We start from the raw sequence: 25,173 nt of genomic DNA, 5'->3' as shown, positions 1-25,173 counted from the left end.
TCACAGGTGGATGACTTTGCCCATGCCGCCGCCGGCGTGGCCCAGCGCGCGAGACAGTTCGGCGGCGGCGGCGCGGATGTGGCCGGCCAGCGCATCGGCTTGGCCGGGCTCCAGCCTGGGCATGGGGAGGGTGGCGCCGATGGCGGCGATGATGGCGCCGCCGTGGTTGCGCACCGGAGCCGCCACGGTGGAGATATTGGTTTCGAAGAAGCCTTCGCCCACCAGGCAGGTGCGCTCCCGGTCTTGCTGCAGCAGGTGGAACAGCTCCAGCGTGTTGCGCGGGGTCTGGCTGGAATGGATGTCCAGATGCTCTTCCGGATACAGCTCGCGCAGTTTCTCCAGCGGCAGCTCCGACAGCAGGATGCGGCCGAACACGGTGGCGTGAGCGGGCAGCCGGGCGCCGATATTGATGTTGGAGGCGATCCAGGACGGCGGGTTGACCTTGGCGACGTAGACGATGGAGCGTCCGTCGCGCACCACCAGGCTGCAGGCGTGGCCGATCCGGTCGCGCAGCCGGCCCAGCACCGGCAGGCCCAGTTCGGTCAGTTCCAGCGAGGACAGGTATTCGAAACCCAGGCGCAGCACGGCGATGCCCAGCCGATAGTCGCGGCCGCCTTCCGCGCGTTCGATGAAGCCCAGCTGTTCCAGCGTGGCCAGCATGCGGAACACGGTGGAGCGCGGCAGCGCCAGCCGGCGCGCCAGCTCCGGCGCGCTCAGCGTGGGCTCGCCGCGGCTGAATTCGCCCAGCAGGCGCAGGCCGCGCTCCAGGGCCGGCACGGTATAGCGGGCGGCCGCGTCGTTGAGGTTCTGCTCATCCATGATGGGCTTCCTTGGTGTGGGGGTGGGACGGGGCGAGAGCGGCGCTGAGCAAGTCGGCGAGCGCCGCCGGCGCCTCCACGTGACAGGCGTGGCCGCAGCCGGGAATCAGATGGAAGGGCGCGTTGAAGGCGGCGGCCACGGCCTGGCAATCCGCCGGCGGCGTGGCCAGATCGCGCTCGCCGCAGAACACCGTCACCGGCAGCGGCGACGGCGCGTAGCGGGCGATGTCGTCGCCAGTCAGCAGTTCGACGGCCTGGCTATAGCCGTCCTCCTTGAGTTGGGCCATATTCCAGCGTACCCAGGCGCGCGCGGCGGCGTCGGCGGAGGCGGAGAGCAGCCTGGCCGGCGCCTGGTCCGCTACTTGGGCCAGGCCCTGGGCGTGCAGCGCGCGCAGCCGTTCGCCGCGGATGCGCGCGCCGTCGGCGCGCCGATCGGCCGCGCCGTAGCCTTGGGCCGGCGAGACCAGCAGCAGCCGTTCCAGCCGCTGCGGATGCCGGCGCGCATGGGCGGCGGCCATCAGTCCGCCCAGGGAATGGCCGACCAGCGCGCAGCGGGTGACGCCGGCGGCTTTGAGAAAGCCTTCCAGCGCCTGCGCGTAGTCGTCGGCCTTGGGGCGGGCCTGCGGCAAGGGGCTGGTGTCGCCGTAGCCGGGGGCGTCCCAGGCCAGCACGCGAGCGTACGGCGCCAGCGCGGCGGCCACCTCCATCCAGCTGGCCGAAGTGGAGCCTATGCCGTGCAGCAGCACGACGGTGGCGTCGCCGCCGCCGCATTCGCGGTAGGCGACGACGCGGTCGTTCACCTGGAGCCGGCGTTCCGGAAAACATTGGCGCAAGCGTCGGCGCAGTTTGAGGAGCAGGGTTTCATCGGCGTTAGCGGGCAGGTCCAGTGCGCTCATGGCGGTTTTCCTTCAGTGCATGACGAAACCGCCGTTGACCGCCAGCAATTGGCCGGTGACGAAGCGGGACAGGTCGGATAGACAGAACAGCACGGCGCCGCAGACGTCGTCCGGGGTTTGCGGCCGTTCCAGCGCGCGTTGCGCCACATAGTGGCGGTGGCGCTCGGCCGCCACCTGCTCGGTGGCCTCGCCCAGGGTCAGCCCGGGCGCGACGGCGTTGACGGTGATGCCGGCCGGCCCCAGTTCGCGGGCCAGGCTGCGGCTCATGGCGATGACCGCGCCCTTGCTGGCGGCGTAGGCCAGCAGCCGCGGCGCGCCCCACAAGGCGGTGTCGGAAGCGAGGTTGACCACCGCGCCGCGCCCGGACGCGCCCAGCGCCTGGGAACAGGCCATGGTCATCAGCCAGACGCCGCGCACGTTCACCGCCATCACCCGGTCCCAGCACTCAATATCCAGCTCGGCGGCGGAGACGCCGCCGGAATCGGTGACCGCGCCGTTGTTGACCAGGCCGTCCAAGCCGCCCAGGCGCTGGACGGCGTCCTCGGCGCAGCGGCGGATGGCGTCCGGGTCGGCCAGATCCAGCGGCAGCGCCCAGGCTTGATGCCCGGCCGCGCGCAGTCGTTCTGCCTGGGCCTGCGCCTGTTCATGGCGCAGGTCCGCTATCGCCACCGCGGCGCCTTCGCGCGCCGCGCTTTCGGCGAAGGCGAGCCCCAGGCCGCGCGCGCCGCCGGTAATCAGAATGCGTCTGTCCTTGAGGTTGTCCGGCATGAAATCTCCTTGAAAGGGTTAGCGTGGGCGCGAGGCCGTTTGCGGATTAGAAATGCCATTCCAGATTCAGGCTGGGCGTATTGGTGTCGATGCCGGGACCGCCGCTGTTGCCGTAGGTGTTGCGGCGCAGCTCGTAACCCAGGCCCAGCCAGAGCGCGTTCTTGGCCTTGAAGGCCAGCAGGCCGATATCGGCCATCAGCGAGGGGCGGATCAGGTATTCGGCGGCGGTGTCCCGGTTCTGGTAATCCTTGCCTTTTTTGGCGTTGTAAAAGGCGTAGCCCTGGAATTTCAGCGGCAGCCCGGCCCACTGGAAGGGCAGGCCCCAGGCCAGTTCCAGGCGCGGAAAGGGATCGAAGGCGACGCTATTGCTGTTGCCCGCCTGGCGGCAGGGGTTCAGGCCGCATTCGCCCCATTCCCGCGCGTAGAGCAGGGCCAGATTGAGGTAGCCGGGCACGTCGAACTGCGCGGTGGGGCCGATGACCAGCATGCGTTTGGCCGGGGAAAAGGCGGAGTTCTTGGTTTCCACGTCGAAGCCGGCTTGCAGCGAGAAGTCGCGGATCGGGCCGAAGTCGGCGGTGCTGCCGCTGAGCTTTTTCCATTGCAGCTGATGGCGGTAGGCGAGATAGAACTCGGTGGCGCCGTTGTCCGCGCCGGAGCTGGACGGGTCGGCGCCGTTGGAGCGCAGGTAATCCAGCACGAAGAAATTGCTGCCTAAGCGATAGGCGGAACTGTGGTTGAGGGTGAGGATTTGTTTGCGGATGTCCCGGTTGTTGCCGGGCTCCTGATAGGCGTTGCCGAAGCGGTAGCCGATGAAGGTGTCGGACCAGTCCGCGGCGTAGGCGGGCGCGGACAGGGCCAGGCAGAGCGCGGCCAGCGTCCGGGGGCGTCGGATGCGGGACGGTCGAGTACAGGGCAAGCGGATAGGGGGCATTGCTGTTTCTCCTCATAAACCTGGTCGTCATTGAATGCGCCGGTTTTTATTTTTGTTCCACCTATAAAACAAGGATTTATTTGTGGAACATGATCGACTTTATGAGGTGAAAACCGAGCAAAATATTAGGGTTTTCCCTAATGTTTGGCCTGGGTTCGGCTTGCCTAGGCTATAGAAGATTTCATTAATGAAATCATGTTTCATAGACGGAACAAATGGGGCGCCCAGCGCCGCGCCCTGCGTTCCGGTTTCGACATTCCAGCCTGCGAGCAGGCTGCCCGCCGTTGAAAGACCTCCATGAACAATGATCGTTTGAATGAATTGGTGCGGGAGGCTCTGCCTTCCTTGGCCAGGCCGGCCGGCAAGAGCTTTGCCGAGTGGATGGCGTCGCGTTGCGTGTTGCGCTCCACCCGCCGTTACGACTGGGACGCCTTGAAGTTTCAGGCGGATTTCAAGCCGGAGTACGGACGCGCGCAGATGCGCTATGTCGGCACCGGCGCCACTGGGGTGGCCGCCGACGGCAATACCGTGCCGGCGGTGCACTTCACTTTTTCCACGATGAAGATTCCGCCCGGCCATATCGGCCCCCTGCATCTGCACACCGATGCGGAGGAGATCTTCTTTGTGTTGCAAGGCACGGTGAAGCTGTTTTGCGAATCTTTGGAAGGGGAGCGTTGGGAGGCGGTTGTCGGCCCGCGGGATCTGATCTCGATTCCGCCGGGGATCTACCGCGGCGAAGAGAATGTGGGCGATGACGACGCCTTGCTCTGTGTGATGGTGGGGTCGCCGCGGCCGATGACGCCGACTTACCGGCCGGACGACCCCTTATCCAGGATCAAGCGCTGATGGCCTGTCGCTGACACGTTGCGCTCAAAACAAAAGCCGCCCGGCGCATGGCGCCGGGCGGCTTTGGGCACTGCGAAGCAAGAGGGCGCTTAGGCGCGCTTCTTGAATTCGTTGGTGCGGGTATCGATTTCGATCTTTTCGCCGGTGTTGACGAAGGCCGGAACCTGAACTTCGAAGGTGGTGCCCACCAGGCGAGCCGGCTTCAGCACTTTGCCGGAGGTGTCGCCGCGCACGGCCGGTTCGGTGTATTCCACTTCGCGAACCACGGTGGTCGGCAGTTCAACCGAGATGGCCTTGCCGTCGTAGAAGGTCACTTGGCACACTTCTTCCATGCCGTCGACGATGAAGTTCAGCGTGTCGCCCAGGTTGTCGGCTTCCACTTCGTACTGATTGAATTCGGTGTCCATGAACACGTACATCGGATCGGCGAAGTAGGAGTAGGTGCAGTCCTTGCGGTCCAGCACGATGACGTCGAACTTGTCGTCGGCGCGGTATACGGCTTCGCTGCCGGCGCCGGTCAACAGGTTCTTCATCTTCATTTTCACAACGGAGGCGTTGCGGCCGGATTTGCTGAATTCAGCCTTCTGCACGACCATCGGGTCGCTGCCTACCATGAATACGTTGCCGGCGCGGAGTTCTTGTGCGGTTTTCATTACTAAAAGTCCCAAACTCTTGATTGAAGTCGGAAAAAAAGGTTTCCGAAAAACGGCGTATTCTAGCCGATTTCCCGGACAAAGTGCAGCAGTCTGTCGCCCAGATCGCCGTCCGCCAGCAATTTTTCCGGCCAGGCGGCGGCATGCTCGCGCCAGGCGGGCAGCCAGGCGGCCAGTTCCGTCCACGCGGCGGCCATGTCGGCGCCGTGGTTCCAGGCATGGCTGGCGGCGCTCAGCGCCTGCGCCGCGCCGGCGGGCAGCGCCGCGCCGTACTGTGACAAAAAGGCATCAAGCTTGGCCAGATGGGCGGCGTCGTCCTGCGGGTAGATGTGCCACAGGAACGGCCGGCCGGCCCATTGCGCGCGCACGAAGCTGTCTTCGCCGCGCACCAGATTGAGGTCGCAGGACCACAGCAGCAGGTCGTAGCTGTCCTGGTCGGTCATCGGCAGCACCTTGACCGTCAGCTGGCCCTGGCGCGCCAGCATGCCGGCGCGCAAGGGGTAGCCGAAGACGCGGGCGGCGTCCGGCAGCGCCTTGCCTTCCGGCAGCAGGCAGGTGACCGGACGCTCGCCCAGCGCCCAGGCGGCCAGCAGGCTGGTGACCGCCGGGTTTTCATAGGCGAACAGGCTGACCCGCCACTCGTCCGCGGCCGGCTCGGGCAGTTCCAGCAACTGCCAGTAGGCGCGGCGCGCCAGCGCGTCGTCCTGCCATTGGCGGCGGACGTCGAGCAGGCCCTGTTCGCAGATCAGGCCGCCGGTGTCGGCCTCGAAGCCGGGGAAGAAGAAATGCTTGGTCAGCGGCAGCCGCGGATGCGGCGAGGGCTGGCGGTGGCAGCCGCGGGTCCAGTCTTCCGCCGACAGGTATTCCAGATTGATCCACACCGGCTTGACCGCCTTGGCGGCCATCGCCTGTTCAAAGTGCTCCGGCAGCCGGCAGCCGAAGGCCTCGATCACCACCTCGGCGGGCACGGTGTCCGCGGGCGGGCCGTCCGCCGGCCAGTGGCGGACGTCGATGTCGGCCAGACGCTGGGCCGGCAGGGCCGGGTCCAGATCGGGCGCGATGCGGGCGAAGCTGGCCAGGTCGTCCACCCACAGCCGCACTTCCAGGCCGAAGTCGTGGGCCAGCCGGCGCGCCAGCCGCCAGGCGACGCCGATGTCGCCGTAGTTGTCGACCACGGCGCAGAAGATATCCCAGTGTTTGCGTTCCATTGGCGGTGCCGCGCGTGAAAATGGCGGCAGCTTAGCACGCCGCCGCGGGTTCATGAAAAACCCCGCGCGGAGCGCGGGGTGGCATAAAGATTAAGACGCCGCGGACAAAGGCCTGAGTTCGTAGCGTGGGCAAGTCCTTTGGGCTTGTCCACGCTACAACTAGATCAAAACGCGGTGATTGCTTTTAGAACTGGTTTACGATCTCGCGAGCTAAGGCGAGACAAGGCGAAAACGGCTGAGAAAGCGGAATGTACGCGTGGTACATGAGCATTTCGAAGCTGTACTCACCGTGTGACGTCTCACGACGCGCAGCAGATCGTAAACAGGTGCTTAGAAAATGGACATCCACAGGCCGGCCGTGGTCGCGGTCATGAAACCCGCCATCACCGCGGCGGCCAGCGCGCGCATGCCGATCTGGGCCAGTTCCTTCTGCCGCGACGGCGCCAGCGCGCCGATGCCGGCGACGCAGATGCCCACCGAGCTGAAGTTGGAGAAGCTGGACAGCGCGAAGGTGGAAATCAGGATGGCTTGCGGCGACAGGGTGCCGGCGGCTTTCATCTTGGCCAGGTCCAGATAGGAGATGAACTCGTTGACCACGATCTTCTGGCCCAGCAGGCTGCCCACTTCCAGGGTTTCGTGCCAACTCACGCCCATCATGAAGGCGAATACGCGGAAGGCCTGGCCAAACAGGTATTGCAGCGTCAGGCCGTCGAACACGCCGTTGGTGGAGGCCTTGATCATTTCGTTGACGCCCAGCGCGGCGCCGATGCCGTCCTTCACCACGAAGTTGGCCAGCGCGATCATGGACACGATGGCCAGGATGATGGTGGCCACCGCGGCGGCCATCTTCATGCCGGACATCGCGCCGTTGACGATGGCGTTGATGAAGCTGCCCTGATCGTCGTCCTGGCTGTAGTCCAGCTTGTCGCTGGAGGCGTGGTCGCGGTCGGTTTCTGGGTAGATGATCTTGGCGAACACCGCGGCGGCCGGCGCGTTCATGAAGGAGGCCATCAGCAGATAGGTGGCGAACTTGGCTTGCTCCGCCGGATTGCTGCCGCCGAGGAAGGCGACGTAGGCGGCCAGCACGCCGCCGGCCAGCGTGGACATGCCGGCGATCATCACGCAAGCCAGCTCGGAGCGGCTCATGTGCTGGATGTAGGGGCGGATCAGCAGCGGGGCCTCGGTCTGGCCGAGGAAGATGTTGCCCGCTACGGTCAGGCTTTCCGGGCCGGACAGCTTCATGCTGCGCTTCATCACCCAGGCCATGCCGGCCACCACGCGTTGCAGGATGCCCAGATGGTAGAGCAGGGCGCTGAAGGCGGAGAAGAAGATGATGACCGGCAACACCATGAAGGCGAACAAAAAGCCCATGCTGCCGCTGGGTTTGGCCAGGTCGCCGAACACGAAGCTGGCGCCTTCGCCGGAGAAGGTCAGCACTTTGGCGAAGCCGGAGCCGAAGGCTTCGAACACCGCGCGCGCGGCGGGCACGTAGTTGATGACCAGGAACAGCGAACTTTGCATGATCAGACCGATCAGCACGATGCGCCAATTGATGGCTTTGCGATTGGTGGACAGCGCATAGGCGGTGCCCAGCAGGAACAACATGCCGACGAGAGCTTGTAAGGTATTCACGAACAACCCTGAGATGATGGTGCGGAAGTTGACAAGCCGGCGCGCGGCGCCGGACAAGGCGGATCCAACGATTATTAGATGATGATTAGCTAATATTGCTCAAGGGGCGCGATTTTACAGCAAAAATCGGATAACGAAAGCGATTGCGACGCTTTGTCCTTGATTTTATTCGATTTGGGTGAAGATTGGTCCGGCGGCGGGACATGCGGGCGCGCCGAGTCGGAGCAAAAAAATCCCGGCGCGGGGGTGCGCCGGGAGGGGTTTGGGCGAGCGCGGGGCCTCAGTCGCGCCGCGGCGTCTCGTCCTTGGCGTCCTTGGGCTTGTCGTCGTCCATCAGGATGCGGTGGGCCGGGCCTTCCATATCGTCGAACTGGCCGTTGCGGGTGGCCCACCAGAAAATGCCGCCGATGACGAAGGCCAGCACCAGGCTGAGCGGGATGAGCAGATACAGGCTTTCCATCAGGGTCTCCGTTTGACCAGTCGGAGGGCGTTGCCGACTACGATGAGGGAGCTGGACGCCATGCCCAGGCTGGCGATCCACGGCGTGACATGGCCGGCGATGGCCAAGGGCAGCGCCACGATATTGTAAGCGGCGGCCCACCACAGGTTTTGACGAATCACAGACAAGGTCTTGCGCGACAGCTCGAAAGCGCTGGCGATCAGCCCCAGCCGGTCGCCTATCAGCACCATGTCGCCGCTGGCGCGCGCCACGTCGGTGCCGCCGCCCATGGCGATGGACACGTCGGCCTTGGCCAGCACCGGCGCGTCGTTGATGCCGTCGCCTACCATCAGCACGCGCTTGCCGGTGGCTTGCAGCCGGCCGACATAGGCCAGCTTGTCCTCCGGCGCGGCGCGGGCGATGTGGGCGTCCATGTCCAGCTGGCGCGCCAGGCTGGCCACCGCGCCGGCGCCGTCGCCGCTGAGCAGGTGTACGCGCAGGCCGCGCTGTTTCAGCTGGCGCAATAGCGGCGCCGCGTCGGCGCGCACCGCGTCGCCGATGGCGAACAGCGCCACCAGTTCGGTTTCGTCCGCCAGCGCGATCAGGGTCTTGTCGCCGTGCCAGTCGGCGGCCGGCAGCGGGCAGTCGCCCAGCTGGGCGGCGATGAATTCCGGCGAGCCTATGCGCCAGGCGCGGCCATCCAGCTGGCCGGTCACGCCCTGGCCGGGATGGTTGCGCAGCGCGTCCGCCGCCTGGTACGGGCCGTCGCCGGCGGCGGCCAGCAGCGCGCGCGCCACTGGGTGTTCCGAACCCTGTTCCAGCGCCGCCGCCGTGGCCAGCGCCGCCGCCGCGTCGCGGCCGGGCGCGGTCCAGCTGTCCAGCAGCCGCATATCGCCATGGGTCAGGGTGCCGGTTTTGTCGAACACCACATCGCTGATCTTGGGCAGGGTTTCCAACGCGTGGCCGCGGGTGGTCAGCACGCCCAGCGCCGCCAGGTGGCCGGAGGCGGCGGTCAGCGCCGCCGGGGTGGCCAGCGACAGCGCGCAGGGACAGGAAATCACCAGCACCGCCACCATGATCCACAGCGCGCGGTCCGGCTCGATATAGTGCCAGCCGATGTAAGTGCCGGCGGCGGCCAGCAGCAGCAGCGCGACGAACCAACTGGCGAAGCGGTCGGCGATCACCGCCAGCCGCGGCTTCTCCGCCAGCGCCTGGTCCAGCAGCCGTACGATGCCGGCCAGCCGGGTGTCCTGACCGGTCTGATCCACTCTCACCACCAGCGGGCTGGCGGCGTTGACGCTGCCGGCGATCACCGCGGAGCCGGCCTCCTTGCTCACCGGCCGGCTCTCGCCGGTCAGCAACGCCTCGTTGCTGGCGCTGTGGCCGTCCAGCACCACGCCGTCGGCGGGAATGGTCTCGCCGGGCTTGATCAGGATCACGTCGCCGGGACGCAGCTGCGTCACCGTGGTTTCCTCGCTTTGACGGCTGGCGGGCCAGCCACTGAGGCGGTGGGCGAAGGCGGGGATCAGCTTGACTAGGCTTTCGGTGGCTTCGCCGGCCTTGCGCCGGGCGATGCCTTCCAGATAACGGCCGCCCAGCAGCAGGAACACGAACATCGACACCGAGTCGAAATAGATGCCGTGTTCCACCTTGTTGATCAAGGCCCAGAAGCTGGACAGGAAGGCGGTGAGAATGCCTATGGTCACCGGGGTGTCCATGCCCACGCGCCGGGTCTTGAGGTCGCGCCAGGTGGCGCGGTAGAAGGGCACGGCGGAGTAGAGCACCACCGGCAGCGTTAGGATGAAGCTGGACCAGTGCAGCAGCCACAGGAAGTCCGGCGAAATTTCGCCGTCCGGCGCCAGATAGATGGGCACCGCGTACATCATCACCTGCATCATGGACAGGCCGGCCGCCCACAGGCGGTTGATCGCCTGCTTGCGCTCTTTCTGGTTCAGCGCTTCCTGGCGTTCGGCGTCGTAGGGGTGGGCGCGGTAGCCGATGGCGCTGACCGCCTCCAGGATGGCGGACAGCTGAACCCGGCTATTGTCCCAGCGCACGCGGGCGCGGTGATTGCTGTAATTGATGTCGACGCTGACGATGCCGGGCAGCTGGCGGATGTGCTGCTCGTTGAGCCAGACGCAAGCGGCGCAGGTGATGCCTTCCAGCATCAAGGAGGCCTCGCGCAGGTTTTCGGCCTCGAAGCGCACGAAGCTGCGCTGCAACTCGTCGGAATCGTAGAGTTTGATCTGCTCCAGCAGCTCGAGCGGCACCGGCTCGGCCTGGCGCGCGCCCTCTGTGCGGTGCTGATAGTAATCGGACAGGCCGGACTGGATGATGGTGACGGCTACCGCCTGGCAGCCGGCGCAACAGGTGGGCTGGTCGACTTCGCGGTATTTGACCGGGAACCGGACGTCGGGCGGCACCGGCAGGCCGCAGTGGAAGCAGTTTTCACTCATGATGGCCGATTGTAATCAATCCGGCCGCGTTTGGCTTGCGCTAGCGTGTTGGAATCAGCCGCGGCAGCCCCCATTTCCTGGGGGCGTCCGGCCCGGGCTTGGAGTCGTTTAAGCCGCGTGCAATTGAGCTTCCACACCGCGCAAACTGAGCTGCTTGAGGATGCGGTTCAGGATCACGCCGTACATGGGCAGGAAGAACAGCAGGCAGATCAGCAGCTTGAAGCTGTAGTCCACCAGCGCGATCTCCACCCAGTTGGCGGCCATGAAGGGATCGCTGCTCTTGTAGAAGGCGATGAAGAAGAAGGCCAGCGTGTCGCTGATATTGCCGAACAACATGGCCGAGGCGGGGGCGATCCACCAGGTTTTCAGCTGGCGCAGGCGGTTGAACACCTGCACGTCCAGCACCTGGCCCAGCGCGTAGGCGGCGAAGCTGGCGACGGCGATGCGGGCGACGAATACATTGAAGCTGGCCAGGGCCGACGCGCCTTGCCAGGCGCCCTGGTAGAACAGGGTGGAGATCAGGTAGGAGATCGCCAGGGCCGGCAGCATCGCCGCGAAAATGATGCGGCGGGCCAGCGGCGCGCCGAATACGCGCACGGTCAGATCGGTGGCCAGGAAAATAAAGGGAAAGGTGAACGCGCCCCAGGTGGTGTGGAAGCCGAACACGGTGATGGGCAATTGCACCAGGTAGTTGCTGGACGCGATGATGGCGATGTGGAACAAGGACAGCCACAGCAGCGCGGACAGCCGCTGTTGGCGGGTAAAGCTAAACATGATGTCGGCCTTTTTATTGGATTGGGGTGAGGGAACCCAATGCAGATTCGGTTGGCCCGGTCCGGCGAGGCCGGAACAGGGCAAGGGCGGAGATGATACGCGCCTGCGTCCGCCTTGGCAAAGGTATTTGACATTGCTAATCAGTCGCTTGAGAGCGAAAGGAGGGGGTATGTTGGCAGTTGTGCAGTCGGCTCCGGGCGGAGTCGACACCTTGCGTTTGAACGAGATCGCGCCGCCGGTTCGCGGCGCCGGGCAATTGCTGTTGCGGGTGATGGCGGCGGGCGTCAACCGCGCGGACCTGGCGCAACGCGCCGGGCAGTATCCGCCGCCGCCGGGCGCCAGCCCGATTCTGGGGCTGGAAGTGGCGGGCGTGGTGGTGGAGGCGGACGCGGATTCGCGTTTCCAGCCCGGCGATGCGGTGTTCGGCCTGATCGGCGGCGGAGCTTACGCCGAATACGCGCTGCTGGACGAGGCCTTGGCCATCGCCAAGCCGGACTGGCTGTCCTGGGTGGAGGCGGCCAGCCTGCCCGAGGCCTGGATGACGGCCTGGTTCAATCTGGTGGAAAAGGCCGGCTTGCAGGCCGGCGAGACTGTGCTGGTGCACGCCGGCGCCAGCGGCGTCGGCGCGGCGGCGATCCAGCTGGCGGGCCTGTTGGGCGCGCAGGCTTTCGCCAGCGCGGGCAGCGAGGAGAAGACCGGGTTCTGCCGCGAGCTGGGCGCGGCGCGGGTGTTCAACTACCGGCAAATGCCGGCCTTCGGCCCCATGGTCAAGGACTGGGGCGGCGTCGACGTGGTGCTGGACCCGGTGGGCGCCAGCTATCTGAACGACAATCTGTCGGCTTTGAAGCCGGATGGGCGGCTGGTCAATATCGGCCTGCTCGGCGGCGCCAAGGCGGAGTTGAATCTGGGCGCGCTGCTGATGAAGCGCATCGCCTTGATCGGCTCCACGCTGCGGCCGCAGCCGCTGGAGGTGAAGGCGCGCTTGGCGCGGGCTTTGGAAACCCGGATCTTGCCGGCGCTGGAGCAGGGCAGGCTGCGCCTGACGCTGGATTCCAGCTACCCCTTGGCCCAGGTGGCCGACGCGCATGCGTATGTCGAGGCCAATCGCAATCTGGGCAAGGTGGTGTTGACGCTGTTTCCGGTGCTGGCGGGGTGACAGGGCCGGGCGCGCCCCGATCAACCCCGGCCGCCTGGGCCGCCGGGGTTGGTGCGCGGAGGGGGCTGAGCAAGCAATGAGCAAGCGGCCTGCCTTGGCGGCAAGTCTTTTGCCTATGGCGCTGAGCGGGGAAAGAACCGTTTGGACGATGTGTCGTCGGCCGCTTGCTTGGTGTTCTCCGGGTTCGCCTTGAGCGCTTTGTAGTTGGAGTGTGCCCAGACCGTGTATAAATTGGCCAGAAAATCGCCATACATCTGTTCCAGTTCAGCCTGGGTGATTTCAGCCTGGCCTTGTTTGCCGAACAGCACGACTTCTGCTCCCGATTCGGGGCGCGGCTTCAAGTCCGTCACATCCGCCATAAAGGTGTTCATGGAGATGCGGCCGACAATGGGCGCTCGTTGACCGTTGATCAAAACATGGGCGCGATTGCTATAGCGACGAGGGTAGGCGTCGGAGTAGCCAACGGGAATATTGGCTAAGAGAGAGTCCCTATTTAATACATGCGTGCCATCGTAGCCTACCGGAGTATTGGCAGGATAAGGGTTCACCGAGCTCACTCTGGTTTTGAAGGCGGATAAGACCCGTCTGAAGCGCTTATCCTCTCCCATGTCGCCATAGAGCGCGCGCCCTGGACGCACCATGTCCAAATGGGAGGCCGGCACCTCCATGGTGGCGAAACTATTGGCCGTATGCAGCGTAATCTGTTTGCGATCCAGCCCGGCGGCAGCGATAAGCCATGTGGAGTCTTGTTTGAACTTGCTCAGCGAGGCCAGTACGGCTTGTCGCTCTCCCACTGGATAATGCGTTGTTATGCCGACAATCTGAAAATTGGGATTTTGGGCGATATGAATGGCGTTTTGTCGATTTTGATCGGTTGAAAGATCCATTCCATTGCGACTCATGCCGGAAGAGTTCAAGCCCAGATGAATGGGCAGCTTGATGCCGTTTTCCATCGCTATGCGGGCGGCCTGTTCCGCTTGCTCCGCATTCCCTAGCAACTCCTCCGTCTTGTAGGGGAGCGCGCCTTTGATTTCACCCGGTGTCGCGGAACGAATGCGCATCAGCCGCCCGTTAAATCCGTTTTCACGCACGACGCGCAGTTCTTCATTGCTGGCAACGCCTACGCAAGGAATTTTCTGCGCCAAAATGGTGGGCATCAATAAGGCAAGGCCATGGCCATAGGCATCGGCCTTCATGACGGCGCACAGTTGGGTTTGTTTGCCCAAGCCTTGCCGGATAAGGGATAGGTTGTGCGCAAAAGCCTGGTCGTCGATTTCCAGCCAGGCATTGCTTTGGCGGATGTCCGCCGAGGAAGCGGGCGCGCTGCTCAAGGGCGGGGCCGCTGCGCCTAGAATGGGCGCGGCTAATAGCAAGGGCGCAAGGTGATGGGGTTTGACGAGGGCGGGCATGATGTTCTCCTTTATCCAAGAGAGACAACAAGTTTTTAACGGCACTGAAGCGGGCGGATTTCCCTTATGGTCATCGTTGAGAGAAACGATGCTGAGCCTAGCATGATAATGATTGCTCTCTAAGCGAGCGTGTTCTCGTCATGTTTTGCCGCAGGGTCAAACAGGGGAGGCGTTCCGGCTGATGTCGGAGAGGGGGGAGGGTGTCGAGGGGGGCGCTCGCCAAGGTTTGGGGCGCTCAGGCCTAGTGGGGTCAAGCCGATTCGGCCCCGGAAACACGGTGAAAGACACGGACAAGCCCTATGGTTTTGGTCCGTGTTCTTTGTATGTGCTTCCGGGGTGGGTGCGCTTAGAACCTGTTCATGGTTCGGCTGGGCTTCGTGAGGCGCGGCACGGTAAGTGCGGCTTCAGAATGTATACTCCGCTTCTTCAGCCGCAATACCTTGTCTCGCTCTTGCTCGCGAGAATTTGAACAGATTCTTAATCGTGCATCCGGTTCAGCTGGCGCGCGATGATGTCATGGTTCAGCCACAGCACCGGGCCGGCGGGCGCGGCGGCTTCGTGGAACATCAGCGGACCGGTGGCGTCGATCACCAGGCTGCTCAGATGGTCGGTGATCAAGGCCTTCTTATCCTGATGCAGGTCCACGATGGCGTCGGACGTGCCTATCATCACCTCGGCCAGTTCCGGGCTGTTCGGCATTGGCCAGGCTTCGAAATTGCGGAAGCCGCGCATCACCTCGCCGCTATTGAGCGCGTCTATCTTCCCCAGCACCTCTTCCAGCGTATGGCCGTCTTGCAGCAGGGCGGCGCAGGCCTGCCATTGCGCGTCGGCCCAGGCGCCGCCGTCCTCGCGCTTCAGCGCGCGCAGCAGCGCCAGCAGCGGCAGTTCCACGCCGACGAAGATGTCCGAGGAGTTGGTGCGGATTTCCGGGCAGTTGAACACCGTGGCCTTGACGCCTTGCTCCCAGGCGGCGCGGGCGACGTTTTCCAGCCGCATCTTGGCGTAGCCCTGGGTGTAGTTGGTATAGGTCTGCCACTGGTAGTCGCCGTCGATCAGGATCTCGGTGCCGTGGTAGCCGTAGGCGGTGTAGCGTACCTGGCCGCCGGCGGCTTCCAGCCGGCCGCGCAGCGCGGCGCTGCCGTCTATCAGGTGCTGGAAGGTGTTGGCGGTGACTTCGTCGAAGTTCTGCAGGATCAGCTTGCCCAGATCGCTGTCCAACAGCGCCTGGGTGGACAGGAAGCGCTCGCCGCGGCCCTTGTAGACGCGGTTGGCGATGGCCAGGAAGACCTTGGCCTTGGGAATGCCGCCGGCCATGGTGTGGGCGAAGAACACATTGCGGCCGTCGGCTATCATGCCGTCCAGCTGCGCCATCGCCTGGGCGACGCCGTCCTTGAAGCGCTGCACGCCGATTTGGCGGCATTGCTCGATGTGTTCCCAGTCCAGCTTGTCGTCCTGCCAGCTTTTCAGCGTCAGGGAGGCCAGCAGTTCGGTCGGCGTCGGCGAGCCGTCCTGGTCGAAGCCGGCCATCAGCGGCACATTGATCACGCGGCCGCCGAGATTGGCTTCGGCCGCGGCCAGTTCTTCCTGGTTCAGCGGGCGCAGCTGGTTGTTTTCGTCGCGGCGGCCCACGGTCATGCCGATGATGTCCATGCCGGCCTTGCGCGCTTCATTGATCAGGCCGTTGGCGTAGCCGCGGCCGAAGAGTTCGCCGAACAGGACGAAGACGTCGCCGGGGCGGAACAGGGTGCTTTGCGGAAGCTGTCTCAGGGCGCTGGTTTGAGCCATGTCTTTATCTTTCTCGATGCGGACCGGCGCGGCGCGTGATGGCGGGGCCGGTCACTTGGATGGGTTTGGAGTGATTGCTCGGATCGGGGGCATTCTACCCGCGATCCGGTTTGAGGTGTTCAGTCGGACGCCAGCGGCGACAGCGCTTCTATCAAGGCCACTTCCTGCGCGTAGCTGAGCGCCTTCATCTTGGTCAGGAGTTTTTCGCCGTCCACTTTCCATTGCTGGTCCAGCTCTTCCTCGATGATGCGCGCCTCCACCGCCAGCCACACGCCGCGGCAGGAGGCCGCGTCGTCGAAGCGCACGCCTTTTAGTACCTGGGCGATCAGGTGCAGTTCCGGATCGCTGAACTGGCGCGACAGCAGCGCCTGTTCGCGGCGCACGATCTCGGCGTAGCGGTCGCAGATCTGCTGTACCCGCGGGGCGTCGCCGTAATGGGCTGGCTCGTCGGCCGGCGCGCTTAGCGCGCCGTGCTGGAACCAGGCTTCCAGCGCCGGCTTCAGTTGCGGCAGGTCTTCATGCCAGACCCGGGTCAGTTCTTCGCGGAAGCGGGCGTCGTCGGTGAAGGACAGTTCGTCGAAGGGCATGGCCGGCACCACGCCTTCGTCCAGCGCGCGCTTGCCCACCCAGATCCGGCCTTCCTCGTCGCGGCTGACCGCGGCGCGCCAGACCGCTTGCTCTTCGGTGGCCAGGTTGTCGACGTGGATTTCGATATAGGGCGGGGCGATGTCCTGATCTTCTTCCTCGGTGACAAAGCGCAGCGTGATGTCGAACAGGCTGTGTTTGGCGATGTCCAGCAGTTGCAGGCCGTCCTTGTGGCCAGCCAGCAGGTAGCGGTCGCCATCGTCGTAAACGGCCACGTCGTCTATGCCGGCGGCCGGCTTGATCAGTTGGGCGGACAGGGCGTCGGCCAGTTGGTTGGCATCGTTGTGCTGAACGGCGTAGCCGGTGCGGTAGGCTTCGTGTTCATGCCATAAGGCGTTCCAGTCGTACATGGAGCGTTTCCTCGTCGAAGTCGGTTTGCCGCGCAGTGTACGCAAAAGCCCAGCGCTTGTCGCCCGCTGGAATTTTTGGTATGGACAGTTTTTTGTGCTATTATCCAGCGATTTTTCTGTATCCATCCTCCTTCCTAAAATGACCCGACAAATTCGCAATATCGCCATCATCGCCCACGTCGACCATGGCAAGACCACGCTTGTAGACCAATTGCTGCGCCAATCCGGCACCTTCCGCGAGAACCAGCAAGTGGACGAGCGTGTAATGGACAGCAACGATCTTGAAAAAGAACGCGGCATTACCATTCTGGCCAAGAACACCGCCATCGAATACGAAGGCGTGCACATCAATATCGTCGACACTCCGGGACACGCCGACTTCGGCGGCGAAGTTGAGCGCGTGTTGGGCATGGTGGACGGCGTGCTGCTGCTGGTGGACGCCGTAGAAGGCCCGATGCCGCAAACCCGTTTCGTTACCAAGAAAGCGCTGGCGCTGGGTCTGCGCCCGATCGTGGTGATCAACAAGGTGGACCGTCCGGGCGCGCGTCCGGACTGGGTGGTGGATCAGACTTTCGACCTGTTCGACAAGCTGGGCGCGACTGACGAACAGCTGGACTTCCCGATCATCTACGCTTCCGGCCTGAACGGTTTCGCCAAGCTGGAGCTGGAGGAAGAGTCCGACAATATGCGCCCGCTGTTCGACACCGTGCTCAAGCACGTGCCGACCCCGCCGGGCAGCGCCGACGCGCCGCTGCAGCTGCAGATTTCCGCTCTGGATTACTCCACCTACACCGGCCGCCTGGGCGTGGGCCGCGTGCTGAACGGCCGCATCAAGCCGGGTCAGCAAGTGGTGGTGATGAACCATGACGATCAAGTGGCCACCGGTCGCATCAACCAGGTGCTGGGTTACCAGGGTCTGGACCGCGTGCCGGTTGAAGAAGCCGAGGCGGGCGACATCATCATCATCTCCGGCCTGGAAGACATCGGCATCGGCGTGACCATCTGCGACAAGGAGCAGCCGGTAGGCCTGCCCATGCTGTCCGTGGACGAGCCGACGCTGACCATGGACTTCATGGTGAACTCCTCGCCGCTGGCCGGCACCGAAGGCAAGTTCGTGACCTCGCGTCAAATCCGCGACCGTCTGACCAAGGAACTGCTGACCAATGTGGCGCTGCGCGTGGAAGACACGGGCGACTCCGACGTATTCCGCGTGTCCGGTCGCGGTGAATTGCACCTGACCATTCTGCTGGAAAACATGCGTCGCGAAGGCTTTGAAATGGCCGTGGCCAAGCCGCGCGTGGTGTTCAAGGAAATCGACGGCCAGAAGAGCGAGCCGTACGAGAACCTGACCATCGACCTGGAAGACGATCACCAGGGCGGCGTGATGGAAGAGATCGGTCGTCGCCGCGGCGAACTGACCAATATGGAATCCGACGGCAATGGCCGCACCCGCCTGGAATACCATATTCCGGCGCGTGGCCTGATTGGCTTCCAGTCCGACTTCATGACCATGACCCGCGGCACCGGCCTGATGAGCCATGTGTTCGACGACTACGCGCCGGTCAAGCCGGACATGCCGGGCCGTCACAACGGCGTGCTGATCTCGCAAGAGAATGGCGAGGCCGTGGCTTACGCGCTGTGGAAGCTGGAAGACCGCGGCCGCATGTTCGTGGCTCCGGGCGAGAAGCTGTACGAAGGCATGATCATCGGCATTCACAGCCGCGACAACGACCTGGTGGTGAACCCGGTCAAGGGCAAGCAGCTGACCAACGTGCGCGCCTCCGGCACCGACGAAGCCGTGCGTCTGACCACGCCGATCAAGCTGACGCTGGAATCCGCCGTTGAATTCATCGACGACGACGAGCTGGTGGAGATCACGCCGAAGTCCATCCGCATCCGCAAGCGTTACCTGAACGAATCGGATCGTCGCAAGATGGCCAAGGCCAACGCCGCGTCCTGATCGACGCCGGTCTGGCAAAAACCGCCGTACCCTTGATGGGGCGGCGGTTTTTTTATGTCTTGGAGTGTGTGCTCGCCGTGCGGTGCTTCATGAGGCGCGGCGGGCATTGAGCGGGTTCTTAGAGCCTGTTCAAAGTCTCGCGAGCAAGAGCGAGACAAGGCGAAAACGAGCGAAAAAGCGAAATGTACACGTGGTACATGAGCACTGAGTTCGGTTTCAACGCCGTATCGCCGAAGCGCAGCGGACTTTGAGTAAGCTCTTAGTCGCTTAAGGTGTTCAGCCGTCGCCGGCAGGCGTCCGCCTCGGCCAGTATGCGTTCGAACAGCTCGGCCACGCTGGGCGCGTCGTCGATCAGGCCCTGAGCCTGGCCGATCAGCTGCACGCCCTTGTCGAGGTCGCCGTCCTCTATCGCCAGGCGGATGGACTCGGTGGCGGCGCCGAATTGCGCCAGCTGGCGCAGCGCTTGCGGCTGGCTCAGCAGGCCGCCCAGCACCACTTTGGCGATGGGCATGTCCAGCTTGCGCGCGGCGGCGCTGGCGCGCCAGGCGGCGGCGAGTAAGCTTAGCGGCTTGCGCGTGGCCTGGCGGGCGGCCGGGGTGTCCATCACCCGGCACCACAGGCCGTCGAAATTCTTGGAATACAAGGTGTCGGCCACGCCGCGCTGACGGATCATCTCCTTGGTGCGCTGGTGCACCGGGCTTTCCCGGCTCATCGCCAGTCGCGTGCCCATGGCCACGGCGTCGGCGCCCAGCGCCAGCGCGGCGATCAGGCCCCGGCCGTCGGCAAAGCCGCCGGCGGCGATGAGGGGCAGCTCGCTGGCCTTGCGGATGGCCGGAATCAGCGTCAGCGAGGTGACGGCGCCGCCGTGGGCGGCGGCCTCGTGGCCGGTGACCAGCAGGGCGTCGGCGCCGGACGTCTGCGCCGAGCGCGCGTGCTTCTCCGTCACCACGGTGGCGATGACCTTGCCGCCGTAGGCGTGGGCGCGCTCAATCAGCCAATCCCCCTTGCCCAGGGAAAAATTGATTACCGGCACGCGTTCTTCCAGCGCGACCATGGCGTTTTCCTTGGCGCCCGGCATCATCAGCGTGCAGCCGACGCCGAAGGGGGTGTCGCTCAGCTCGCGCACGCGGCGGATGGCTTGTCGCGTCAGCTCTGGCGTCAGCGGGCCGGTGGCGAGTATGCCCAGGCCGCCGGCGTTGCCGACGGCGGCCACCAGTTCCGGGGTGGCGATATAGCTCATGCCGGGGCAGATCAGCGGGCGCTGGATGCCGAGCAGGCGGGTGATGGCGGTTTGCATGGGGCGGGGCTCGCTTTACAATGTCTGTCGGTCTGGGGTTGGCGGGCGCAGCGGGTTTGACCCGGCGCTGTCATTGTTGTCGGCTTTGCCGGAAAATTCAAACGATTGTTTAAATATGTTGCTGATCGTGTTGCTGGGCTGGCTCTATGTGGTGCTGATGCTGGCGGTGGCGCAGCACAGCGTGCTGGCTTCGCTGTCCACCGTGTTCTTTCTGGGCGTGCTGCCCACCTTCTTTGTGGCGCGGATGACGCGGCGCAAGCTGCGCCGTCAGCGGGAAAAAGCCCGCGAGGCGCGCGAGGAGGCTTGAGCGCTCCGCCGTCCGGTGTTAGAATCCCGCGTCCCTTGCCATCCTGGCGGGGGAAAATCATCTATTACGCACATCCGCGCCAAAGGGTGCCTCGTTTCGAGGTTGTCTGCGCGGATGGAGGCTTAACCCTTTAAGGAGTTTTTGCATGTCCACCAACGTTACCATGCGTCAAATGCTTGAGGCCGGCGTTCACTTCGGCCACCAAACCCGCTTCTGGAACCCGAAGATGGCCAAGTACATCTTCGGCAGCCGCAACAAGATTCACATCATCAACCTGGAAAAGACTCTGCCGCTGTTCGTAGAAGCCCAGGACTATGTGCGTCGTCTGGCCGCCAACAAAGGTTCCATCATGTTCGTGGGCACCAAGCGTCAGGCTCGTGAGATCGTACGTGAAGAAGCTGCCCGTTGCGGCATGCCGTTTGTTGACCACCGCTGGCTGGGCGGCATGCTGACCAACTACAAGACCGTGAAGCAGTCGATCAAGCGTCTTGAAGAGAAGCGCGCCATTCTGGAATCCGCTGGCGATACCGGTTACAACAAGAAAGAACTGCTGGACCTGCAACGCGAAGTCGACAAGCTGGAGCGTTCGCTGGGCGGCATCAAGGATATGAAGGGCCTGCCGGACGCCATCTTCGTTATCGACACTGGTTACCAGAAGGGCACCATCGTCGAAGCCAAGAAACTGGGTATCCCGGTTATCGGCGTTGTTGACACCAACAACACCCCGGACGGCATCGATTACGTGATCCCGGGCAACGACGACTCCAGCCGCGCCATCCGCCTGTACGCTCGCGGCATGGCCGACGCGGTGCTGGAAGGCCGCGCCCAGTCTCTGCACGAGATCGTGGCTGCTGAATCGGCTCAAGCCGAGTAAGCAGACGAAAAGGGGCGTAAGCCCCTTTTTTTAGACCCACGTAATCAAAATCATTCAGGAGTACGAAGTATGGCGGACATTACCGCAAAAATGGTTTCGGATCTGCGCGCGGCCACCGGCCTCGGCATGATGGAATGCAAAAAAGCCCTGGTGGAAGCCGAAGGCGACGCCGCCAAGGCTGAAGAAATTCTGCGCATCAAGTCCGGCAACAAGGCTTCCAAAATGGCTGGCCGCGTGGCTGCCGAAGGCATCATCGGTTCCTTCGTTGAAGGCGGCGTTGGCGCCCTGGTGGAAGTCAACTGTGAAACCGACTTCGTTGCCAAGGACCCGACCTTCCTGGCCCTGGCTGCCGCCGCCGCCAAGGCTGTGGTTGTAGCCAACCCGGCCGACGTGGAAGCGCTGTCCGCCGTGGAAATCGACGGCCAGTCCGTTGAAGACATCCGCAAGGCCGCCATCGCCAAGCTGGGCGAGAACATGACCATCCGTCGTTTCGTTCGCTACCAGACCGAAGGCGCGATCGCCACCTACCTGCACGGCGCCAAGATCGGCGTGATCGTCGACTTCGCCGGCGAAGAGCAAGTGGGCAAGGACGTGGCCATGCACATCGCCGCTTCCAAGCCGATCTGCGTGTCCAAGGATCAGGTTTCCGCCGACATCCTGGAACAAGAGCGCAAGATCTACACCGCTCAGGCCGCCGAATCCGGCAAGCCGGCCGACATCGTCGCCAAGATGGTTGAAGGCCGCGTCAACAAGTTCCTGGCCGAAGTGACCCTGATGGGCCAGCCCTTCGTCAAGAACCCGGACCAGACCGTGGAAAAACTGTTGGCCGAGAAGAAAGCCTCGGTCAAGGCGTTCGCCATGTTCGTAGTGGGCGAAGGCATTGAGAAGAAAGTAGTAGACTACGCCGCTGAAGTGGCTGCAGCCGCCAAGCTGTAAGCGCCCAGTCGCGAGACGTATTGACGGCACCCTGCCTGCAGGGTGCCGTTTTGCAAACTGAAAACCGAATATCCAGCCAAACCGAGGTTACCATGAGCCAAGTTCCTGCCTATAAACGCATCCTGCTGAAACTTTCAGGCGAGGCCCTGATGGGCGATGACAGCTATGGCATCAACCGTGCCACGATCGAGCAGATCGTCGGTCAGATCAAGGAAGTCGTGGAGCTTGGCGTGGAAGTGGGCGTGGTGATCGGCGGCGGCAACATCTTCCGCGGCGTCGCGCCGGCGGCCGCGGGCATGGATCGCGCCACCGCGGACTATATGGGCATGATGGCCACGGTGATGAACGCGCTGGCGTTGAAGGACGCGATGACCAAGGCTGGGTTGATCGCGCGCGTGCAGTCGGCGCTGACCATGCAGCAGATCGCCGAGCCCTATGTGCGCGGCAAGGCGATGCAATACCTGGAAGAGGGCAAGGTGGTGATCTTCGCCGCCGGCACCGGCAACCCCTTCTTCACCACGGACACCGCCGCGGCGCTGCGCGGCATGGAAATGAACGTGGACATCATGCTGAAAGCCACCAAGGTGGACGGCGTGTACACCGACGATCCGAAAAAGAACCCGGACGCGATACGTTACCAGACCCTGACCTTCGACGAGGCGATCTCGCGCAACCTGAAAGTGATGGACGCCACCGCCTTCGCGCTGTGCCGCGACCAGAACCTGAACATCAAGGTGTTCAGCATCTTCAAGAGCGGCGCGCTGACCCGGGTCGTGCTTGGCGAAGACGAAGGCACGCTGGTACACTGCTGAGTTTGAAAATTGCTGAAGGCGAAAGCGGCAATGGCCGTTTTCGCCTTGTCTTTTTAAGTTTCGATTTGGAGTGGACATGATTAACGACATCAAGAAATCGGCCGAGCAGAAAATGCAGAAGTCGCTGGACGCGTTCAAGACCGACCTGAGCAAGGTGCGCACCGGTCGCGCCCATACCGGCATTCTTGATCATGTCATGGTGGATTACTATGGCAGCGACGTGCCCATCAGCCAGGTGGCCAACGTGACCCTGGTGGACGCGCGCACTATCGGCGTGCAACCCTGGGAAAAGCCGATGCTGGCCAAGATCGAAAAAGCGATCCGCGACTCCGACCTGGGCCTGAACCCGGCCTCCATGGGCGAGATCATCCGCGTGCCGATGCCGATGCTGACCGAAGAGCGCCGCAAGGATCTCATCAAGGTGGTGCGCGGCGAGGCCGAGGGCGCGCGCGTGGCCGTGCGCAATATCCGCCGCGACGCCAACAACGAATTCAAGAACCTGCTTAAAGACAAGGCCATTACCGAGGACGACGAGCGTCGCGGCCAGGATGAGATCCAGAAGCTGACCGACAAGTACACCGTCGAAATCGACAAGGCCCTGGCCGCCAAGGAAGCCGACCTGATGGCCGTCTAAGGAGCGCCGTACCTTGTTTGCAAGCTCTACCAAGGATGTGCCGGAGGTGCGTTCCGTGCCTCGGCATATCGCCATCATCATGGATGGCAACGGCCGCTGGGCCAAAAAGCGTTTTCTGCCGCGGGTGGCCGGCCACAAGCGGGGCCTGGACACCGTGCGCGAGATCGTCGGAGCCTGCAAGGAACTGGGCGTCGAATGCCTGACCCTGTTCGCCTTCTCCACCGAGAACTGGCGGCGTCCGCAGGAGGAAGTGTCCTTTCTGATGGACCTGTTCATCCGCGCGCTGGAGCACGAGGTCAGCAAGCTGCACAGCAATAATATCCGCTTGCGGGTATTGGGTTCGCGCGAGCGTTTCAGCGCGGACTTGCAGGAGCGCATCCTGCGCGCCGAGGAAAAGACCGCCGGCAACGACGGTCTGGCCTTGAACATCGCCGCCGACTACGGCGGCCGCTGGGACATCCTCAACGCGGTCAACGGCCTGATCGCCGAGGGCGCCACCCATATCGAGGAGGAGGCGCTGAGCCAGCGCCTGTCGATGCCGTGGGCGCCGGAGCCGGATTTGTTCATCCGCACCGGCGGCGAACAGCGCATCAGCAACTTCCTGCTGTGGCAGCTGGCTTATTCCGAGCTCTACTTCACCGAGACGCTGTGGCCGGACTTCGACCGCGCGGCGCTGGAAACCGCCATTGATTCATACCAATGCCGCGAGCGCCGCTTCGGACGCACCAGCGAGCAACTGCCCGAGCATCTGCGTCGGGACGGGCGTTAAGCCATGCTGCTGACACGCGTTCTGACGGCTCTGGTCTTGCTGCCCCTGATGCTGGCGGCGCTGTTTCTGTTCCCGGCCGAGGCCTGGGCGGGCTTCTCCTGGCTGATCGTCGTTTTGGCCATGTGGGAGTTCAGCCGCATGGCCGGCATGACCGGCGCCGGCAAATGGCTGTATCTGGCGGCGAGCAGCGGCCTGGCCGCGGCCGCCTGGTTCGGCCATTACCGGCTGGGCCCGCTTGAGCACGTTCTGACGCTGGGTTTCTGGCTGTTGCTGGTGCCGTGCTGGCTGGCCAAGCGCTGGCGCATCCCCCCGGGCCCGTTGGCCTGGTTGCTGGGTTGGCTGCTGATGCTGCCGGCCTGGTTCGCCTTCCTGGAGTGGCGGCCGCAGCCTGGCGCGGCGGACGCCTTCGCCCTGCTGGCGGTGATGGGCCTGGTGTGGGTGGCGGACATCGCCGCCTACTTTTCCGGCAAGGCTTTCGGCCGGCGCAAGCTGGCGCCGTCCATCAGCCCGGGCAAGAGCTGGGAGGGCGTCTACGGCGGCGTGATCTGCGTGGCGCTGTACGTGGCGCTGGTGGACCATCTGGGCTGGATAGACACCGGCTTGCCGGTGTGGGCGCTGCTGTTGCTGGCCTTGCCGCTGACCGCGGTCAGCGTGATGGGCGATCTGCTGGAATCCTGGTTCAAGCGCGCGTCGGGCATCAAGGACAGCAGCCGCTTGCTGCCCGGCCACGGCGGCGTGTACGACCGCATCGACAGTCTTATCGCCGTCCTCGCCGTCAGCAACGCGCTGCGCGTTCTGGGCGGCATGTAACCGCAGGA

24 protein-coding genes are annotated in these 25,173 nt (G+C 64.0%); 10 read left to right on the top strand and 14 right to left on the bottom strand.

Annotated elements, in window-relative coordinates; all coding sequences use genetic code 11:
• The 4 genes from DB032_RS08745 to DB032_RS08730 are packed head-to-tail and all read right to left on the bottom strand — an operon-like array spanning position 1 to position 3,413.
• Positions 1 to 819, bottom strand: a complete 819-nt coding sequence (locus DB032_RS08745) for an IclR family transcriptional regulator (protein ID WP_107799132.1) — start codon at positions 817 to 819, stop codon at positions 1 to 3.
• Positions 812 to 1,714 (bottom strand): alpha/beta fold hydrolase, encoded by a 903-nt coding sequence (locus DB032_RS08740; protein WP_107799131.1) that lies wholly within the window; start codon positions 1,712 to 1,714, stop codon positions 812 to 814. Before DB032_RS08740 ends, DB032_RS08745 begins: the two co-directional genes overlap by 8 nt.
• A 12-nt stretch (positions 1,715 to 1,726) precedes the next feature.
• Positions 1,727 to 2,482 carry an SDR family oxidoreductase gene (locus DB032_RS08735; RefSeq protein ID WP_107799130.1) on the bottom strand — a complete coding sequence of 252 codons (756 nt, stop codon included), beginning with the start codon at positions 2,480 to 2,482 and terminating at the stop codon, positions 1,727 to 1,729.
• Positions 2,483 to 2,528: 46 nt separating this feature from the next.
• Entirely contained in the window at positions 2,529 to 3,413 is an 885-nt protein-coding gene (locus DB032_RS08730; RefSeq protein WP_199225854.1) for a hypothetical protein, read from the bottom strand.
• 297 nt (positions 3,414 to 3,710) lie between these two features.
• On the opposite strand from DB032_RS08730, the gene DB032_RS08725 reads away from it, so the two are divergent.
• On the top strand, positions 3,711 to 4,259 hold the full coding sequence (locus DB032_RS08725) for a cupin domain-containing protein (protein WP_107799129.1): 549 nt from the start codon (positions 3,711 to 3,713) through the stop codon (positions 4,257 to 4,259).
• Between the two features lie 89 nt (positions 4,260 to 4,348).
• On the opposite strand, the gene efp is transcribed toward DB032_RS08725, so the two are convergent.
• From efp to DB032_RS08695, 6 genes are all read right to left on the bottom strand, one after another.
• The gene (gene efp, locus DB032_RS08720) at positions 4,349 to 4,912 is read right to left on the bottom strand and encodes an elongation factor P (RefSeq protein ID WP_048412240.1); all 564 of its coding nucleotides are present in this window, start codon (positions 4,910 to 4,912) and stop codon (positions 4,349 to 4,351) included.
• A 62-nt stretch (positions 4,913 to 4,974) separates the two neighbouring features.
• Complete coding sequence (gene earP, locus DB032_RS08715; RefSeq protein WP_107799128.1) at positions 4,975 to 6,120, bottom strand: elongation factor P maturation arginine rhamnosyltransferase EarP; 1,146 nt, start codon at positions 6,118 to 6,120, stop codon at positions 4,975 to 4,977.
• Positions 6,121 to 6,450: 330 nt separating this feature from the next.
• Positions 6,451 to 7,752, bottom strand: a complete 1,302-nt coding sequence (locus DB032_RS08710) for a NupC/NupG family nucleoside CNT transporter (RefSeq protein WP_107801759.1) — start codon at positions 7,750 to 7,752, stop codon at positions 6,451 to 6,453.
• Positions 7,753 to 8,032: 280 nt separating this feature from the next.
• Positions 8,033 to 8,212, bottom strand: coding sequence for a cbb3-type cytochrome oxidase assembly protein CcoS (ccoS, locus tag DB032_RS08705; protein WP_019103031.1), 180 nt, complete (start codon positions 8,210 to 8,212; stop codon positions 8,033 to 8,035).
• Positions 8,212 to 10,647, bottom strand: a complete 2,436-nt coding sequence (locus DB032_RS08700) for a heavy metal translocating P-type ATPase (RefSeq protein WP_107799127.1) — start codon at positions 10,645 to 10,647, stop codon at positions 8,212 to 8,214. The genes ccoS and DB032_RS08700 overlap by 1 nt, the downstream gene beginning before the upstream one ends.
• A gap of 108 nt (positions 10,648 to 10,755) precedes the next feature.
• Positions 10,756 to 11,421 carry a 7-cyano-7-deazaguanine/7-aminomethyl-7-deazaguanine transporter gene (locus DB032_RS08695; protein WP_107799126.1) on the bottom strand — a complete coding sequence of 222 codons (666 nt, stop codon included), beginning with the start codon at positions 11,419 to 11,421 and terminating at the stop codon, positions 10,756 to 10,758.
• 169 nt (positions 11,422 to 11,590) lie between these two features.
• On the opposite strand from DB032_RS08695, the gene DB032_RS08690 reads away from it, so the two are divergent.
• A complete protein-coding gene (locus tag DB032_RS08690) occupies positions 11,591 to 12,577 on the top strand; it encodes an NAD(P)H-quinone oxidoreductase (RefSeq protein WP_107799125.1) in 987 nt (328 codons plus the stop codon).
• Positions 12,578 to 12,690: 113 nt separating this feature from the next.
• Here the strand turns inward: DB032_RS08690 and alr are convergent, their stop codons facing one another.
• The 3 genes from alr to DB032_RS08675 all read right to left on the bottom strand — a co-directional run bounded on the left by alr (position 12,691) and on the right by DB032_RS08675 (position 16,766).
• Entirely contained in the window at positions 12,691 to 13,986 is a 1,296-nt protein-coding gene (alr, locus tag DB032_RS08685) for an alanine racemase (RefSeq protein ID WP_107799124.1), read from the bottom strand.
• Positions 13,987 to 14,463: 477 nt separating this feature from the next.
• Positions 14,464 to 15,771 carry a hypothetical protein gene (locus tag DB032_RS08680; RefSeq protein ID WP_107799123.1) on the bottom strand — a complete coding sequence of 436 codons (1,308 nt, stop codon included), beginning with the start codon at positions 15,769 to 15,771 and terminating at the stop codon, positions 14,464 to 14,466.
• Between the two features lie 119 nt (positions 15,772 to 15,890).
• Positions 15,891 to 16,766, bottom strand: a complete 876-nt coding sequence (locus DB032_RS08675; protein WP_107799122.1) for a hypothetical protein — start codon at positions 16,764 to 16,766, stop codon at positions 15,891 to 15,893.
• Positions 16,767 to 16,905: 139 nt separating this feature from the next.
• Here DB032_RS08675 and typA point away from each other — a divergent pair, with 139 nt between their 5' ends.
• Positions 16,906 to 18,726: a translational GTPase TypA gene (gene typA / locus DB032_RS08670; RefSeq protein WP_107799121.1), complete on the top strand. Its 1,821-nt coding sequence runs from the start codon at positions 16,906 to 16,908 to the stop codon at positions 18,724 to 18,726.
• 259 nt (positions 18,727 to 18,985) lie between these two features.
• On the opposite strand, the gene DB032_RS08665 is transcribed toward typA, so the two are convergent.
• On the bottom strand, positions 18,986 to 20,023 hold the full coding sequence (locus tag DB032_RS08665) for a nitronate monooxygenase family protein (RefSeq protein WP_107799120.1): 1,038 nt from the start codon (positions 20,021 to 20,023) through the stop codon (positions 18,986 to 18,988).
• 115 nt (positions 20,024 to 20,138) lie between these two features.
• On the opposite strand from DB032_RS08665, the gene DB032_RS08660 reads away from it, so the two are divergent.
• The 7 genes from DB032_RS08660 (at position 20,139) to DB032_RS08630 (ending at position 25,165) form a co-directional block, all read left to right on the top strand.
• Positions 20,139 to 20,330 carry a hypothetical protein gene (locus DB032_RS08660; protein ID WP_107799119.1) on the top strand — a complete coding sequence of 64 codons (192 nt, stop codon included), beginning with the start codon at positions 20,139 to 20,141 and terminating at the stop codon, positions 20,328 to 20,330.
• A 145-nt stretch (positions 20,331 to 20,475) separates the two neighbouring features.
• The gene (gene rpsB, locus DB032_RS08655) at positions 20,476 to 21,204 is read left to right on the top strand and encodes a 30S ribosomal protein S2 (RefSeq protein ID WP_107799118.1); all 729 of its coding nucleotides are present in this window, start codon (positions 20,476 to 20,478) and stop codon (positions 21,202 to 21,204) included.
• Between the two features lie 69 nt (positions 21,205 to 21,273).
• Positions 21,274 to 22,140, top strand: a complete 867-nt coding sequence (gene tsf, locus DB032_RS08650) for a translation elongation factor Ts (RefSeq protein ID WP_107799117.1) — start codon at positions 21,274 to 21,276, stop codon at positions 22,138 to 22,140.
• Between the two features lie 92 nt (positions 22,141 to 22,232).
• Positions 22,233 to 22,952, top strand: coding sequence for a UMP kinase (gene pyrH, locus DB032_RS08645; RefSeq protein WP_048412252.1), 720 nt, complete (start codon positions 22,233 to 22,235; stop codon positions 22,950 to 22,952).
• 76 nt (positions 22,953 to 23,028) lie between these two features.
• Positions 23,029 to 23,586 (top strand): ribosome recycling factor, encoded by a 558-nt coding sequence (gene frr / locus DB032_RS08640; RefSeq protein ID WP_107799116.1) that lies wholly within the window; start codon positions 23,029 to 23,031, stop codon positions 23,584 to 23,586.
• A 79-nt stretch (positions 23,587 to 23,665) separates the two neighbouring features.
• Positions 23,666 to 24,355, top strand: coding sequence for a polyprenyl diphosphate synthase (gene uppS, locus DB032_RS08635; protein WP_233246784.1), 690 nt, complete (start codon positions 23,666 to 23,668; stop codon positions 24,353 to 24,355).
• 3 nt (positions 24,356 to 24,358) lie between these two features.
• Positions 24,359 to 25,165, top strand: a complete 807-nt coding sequence (locus DB032_RS08630; RefSeq protein ID WP_107799114.1) for a phosphatidate cytidylyltransferase — start codon at positions 24,359 to 24,361, stop codon at positions 25,163 to 25,165.
• Positions 25,166 to 25,173: the final 8 nt, after the last annotated feature.

Origin of the sequence: Chromobacterium sp. Panama, from assembly GCF_003052555.1 — a bacterium.
GTDB lineage: Bacteria > Pseudomonadota > Gammaproteobacteria > Burkholderiales > Chromobacteriaceae > Chromobacterium.
The sequence above is the reverse complement of the archived record's forward strand: the minus strand, read 5'-3'. Positions and strand labels throughout refer to the sequence as shown.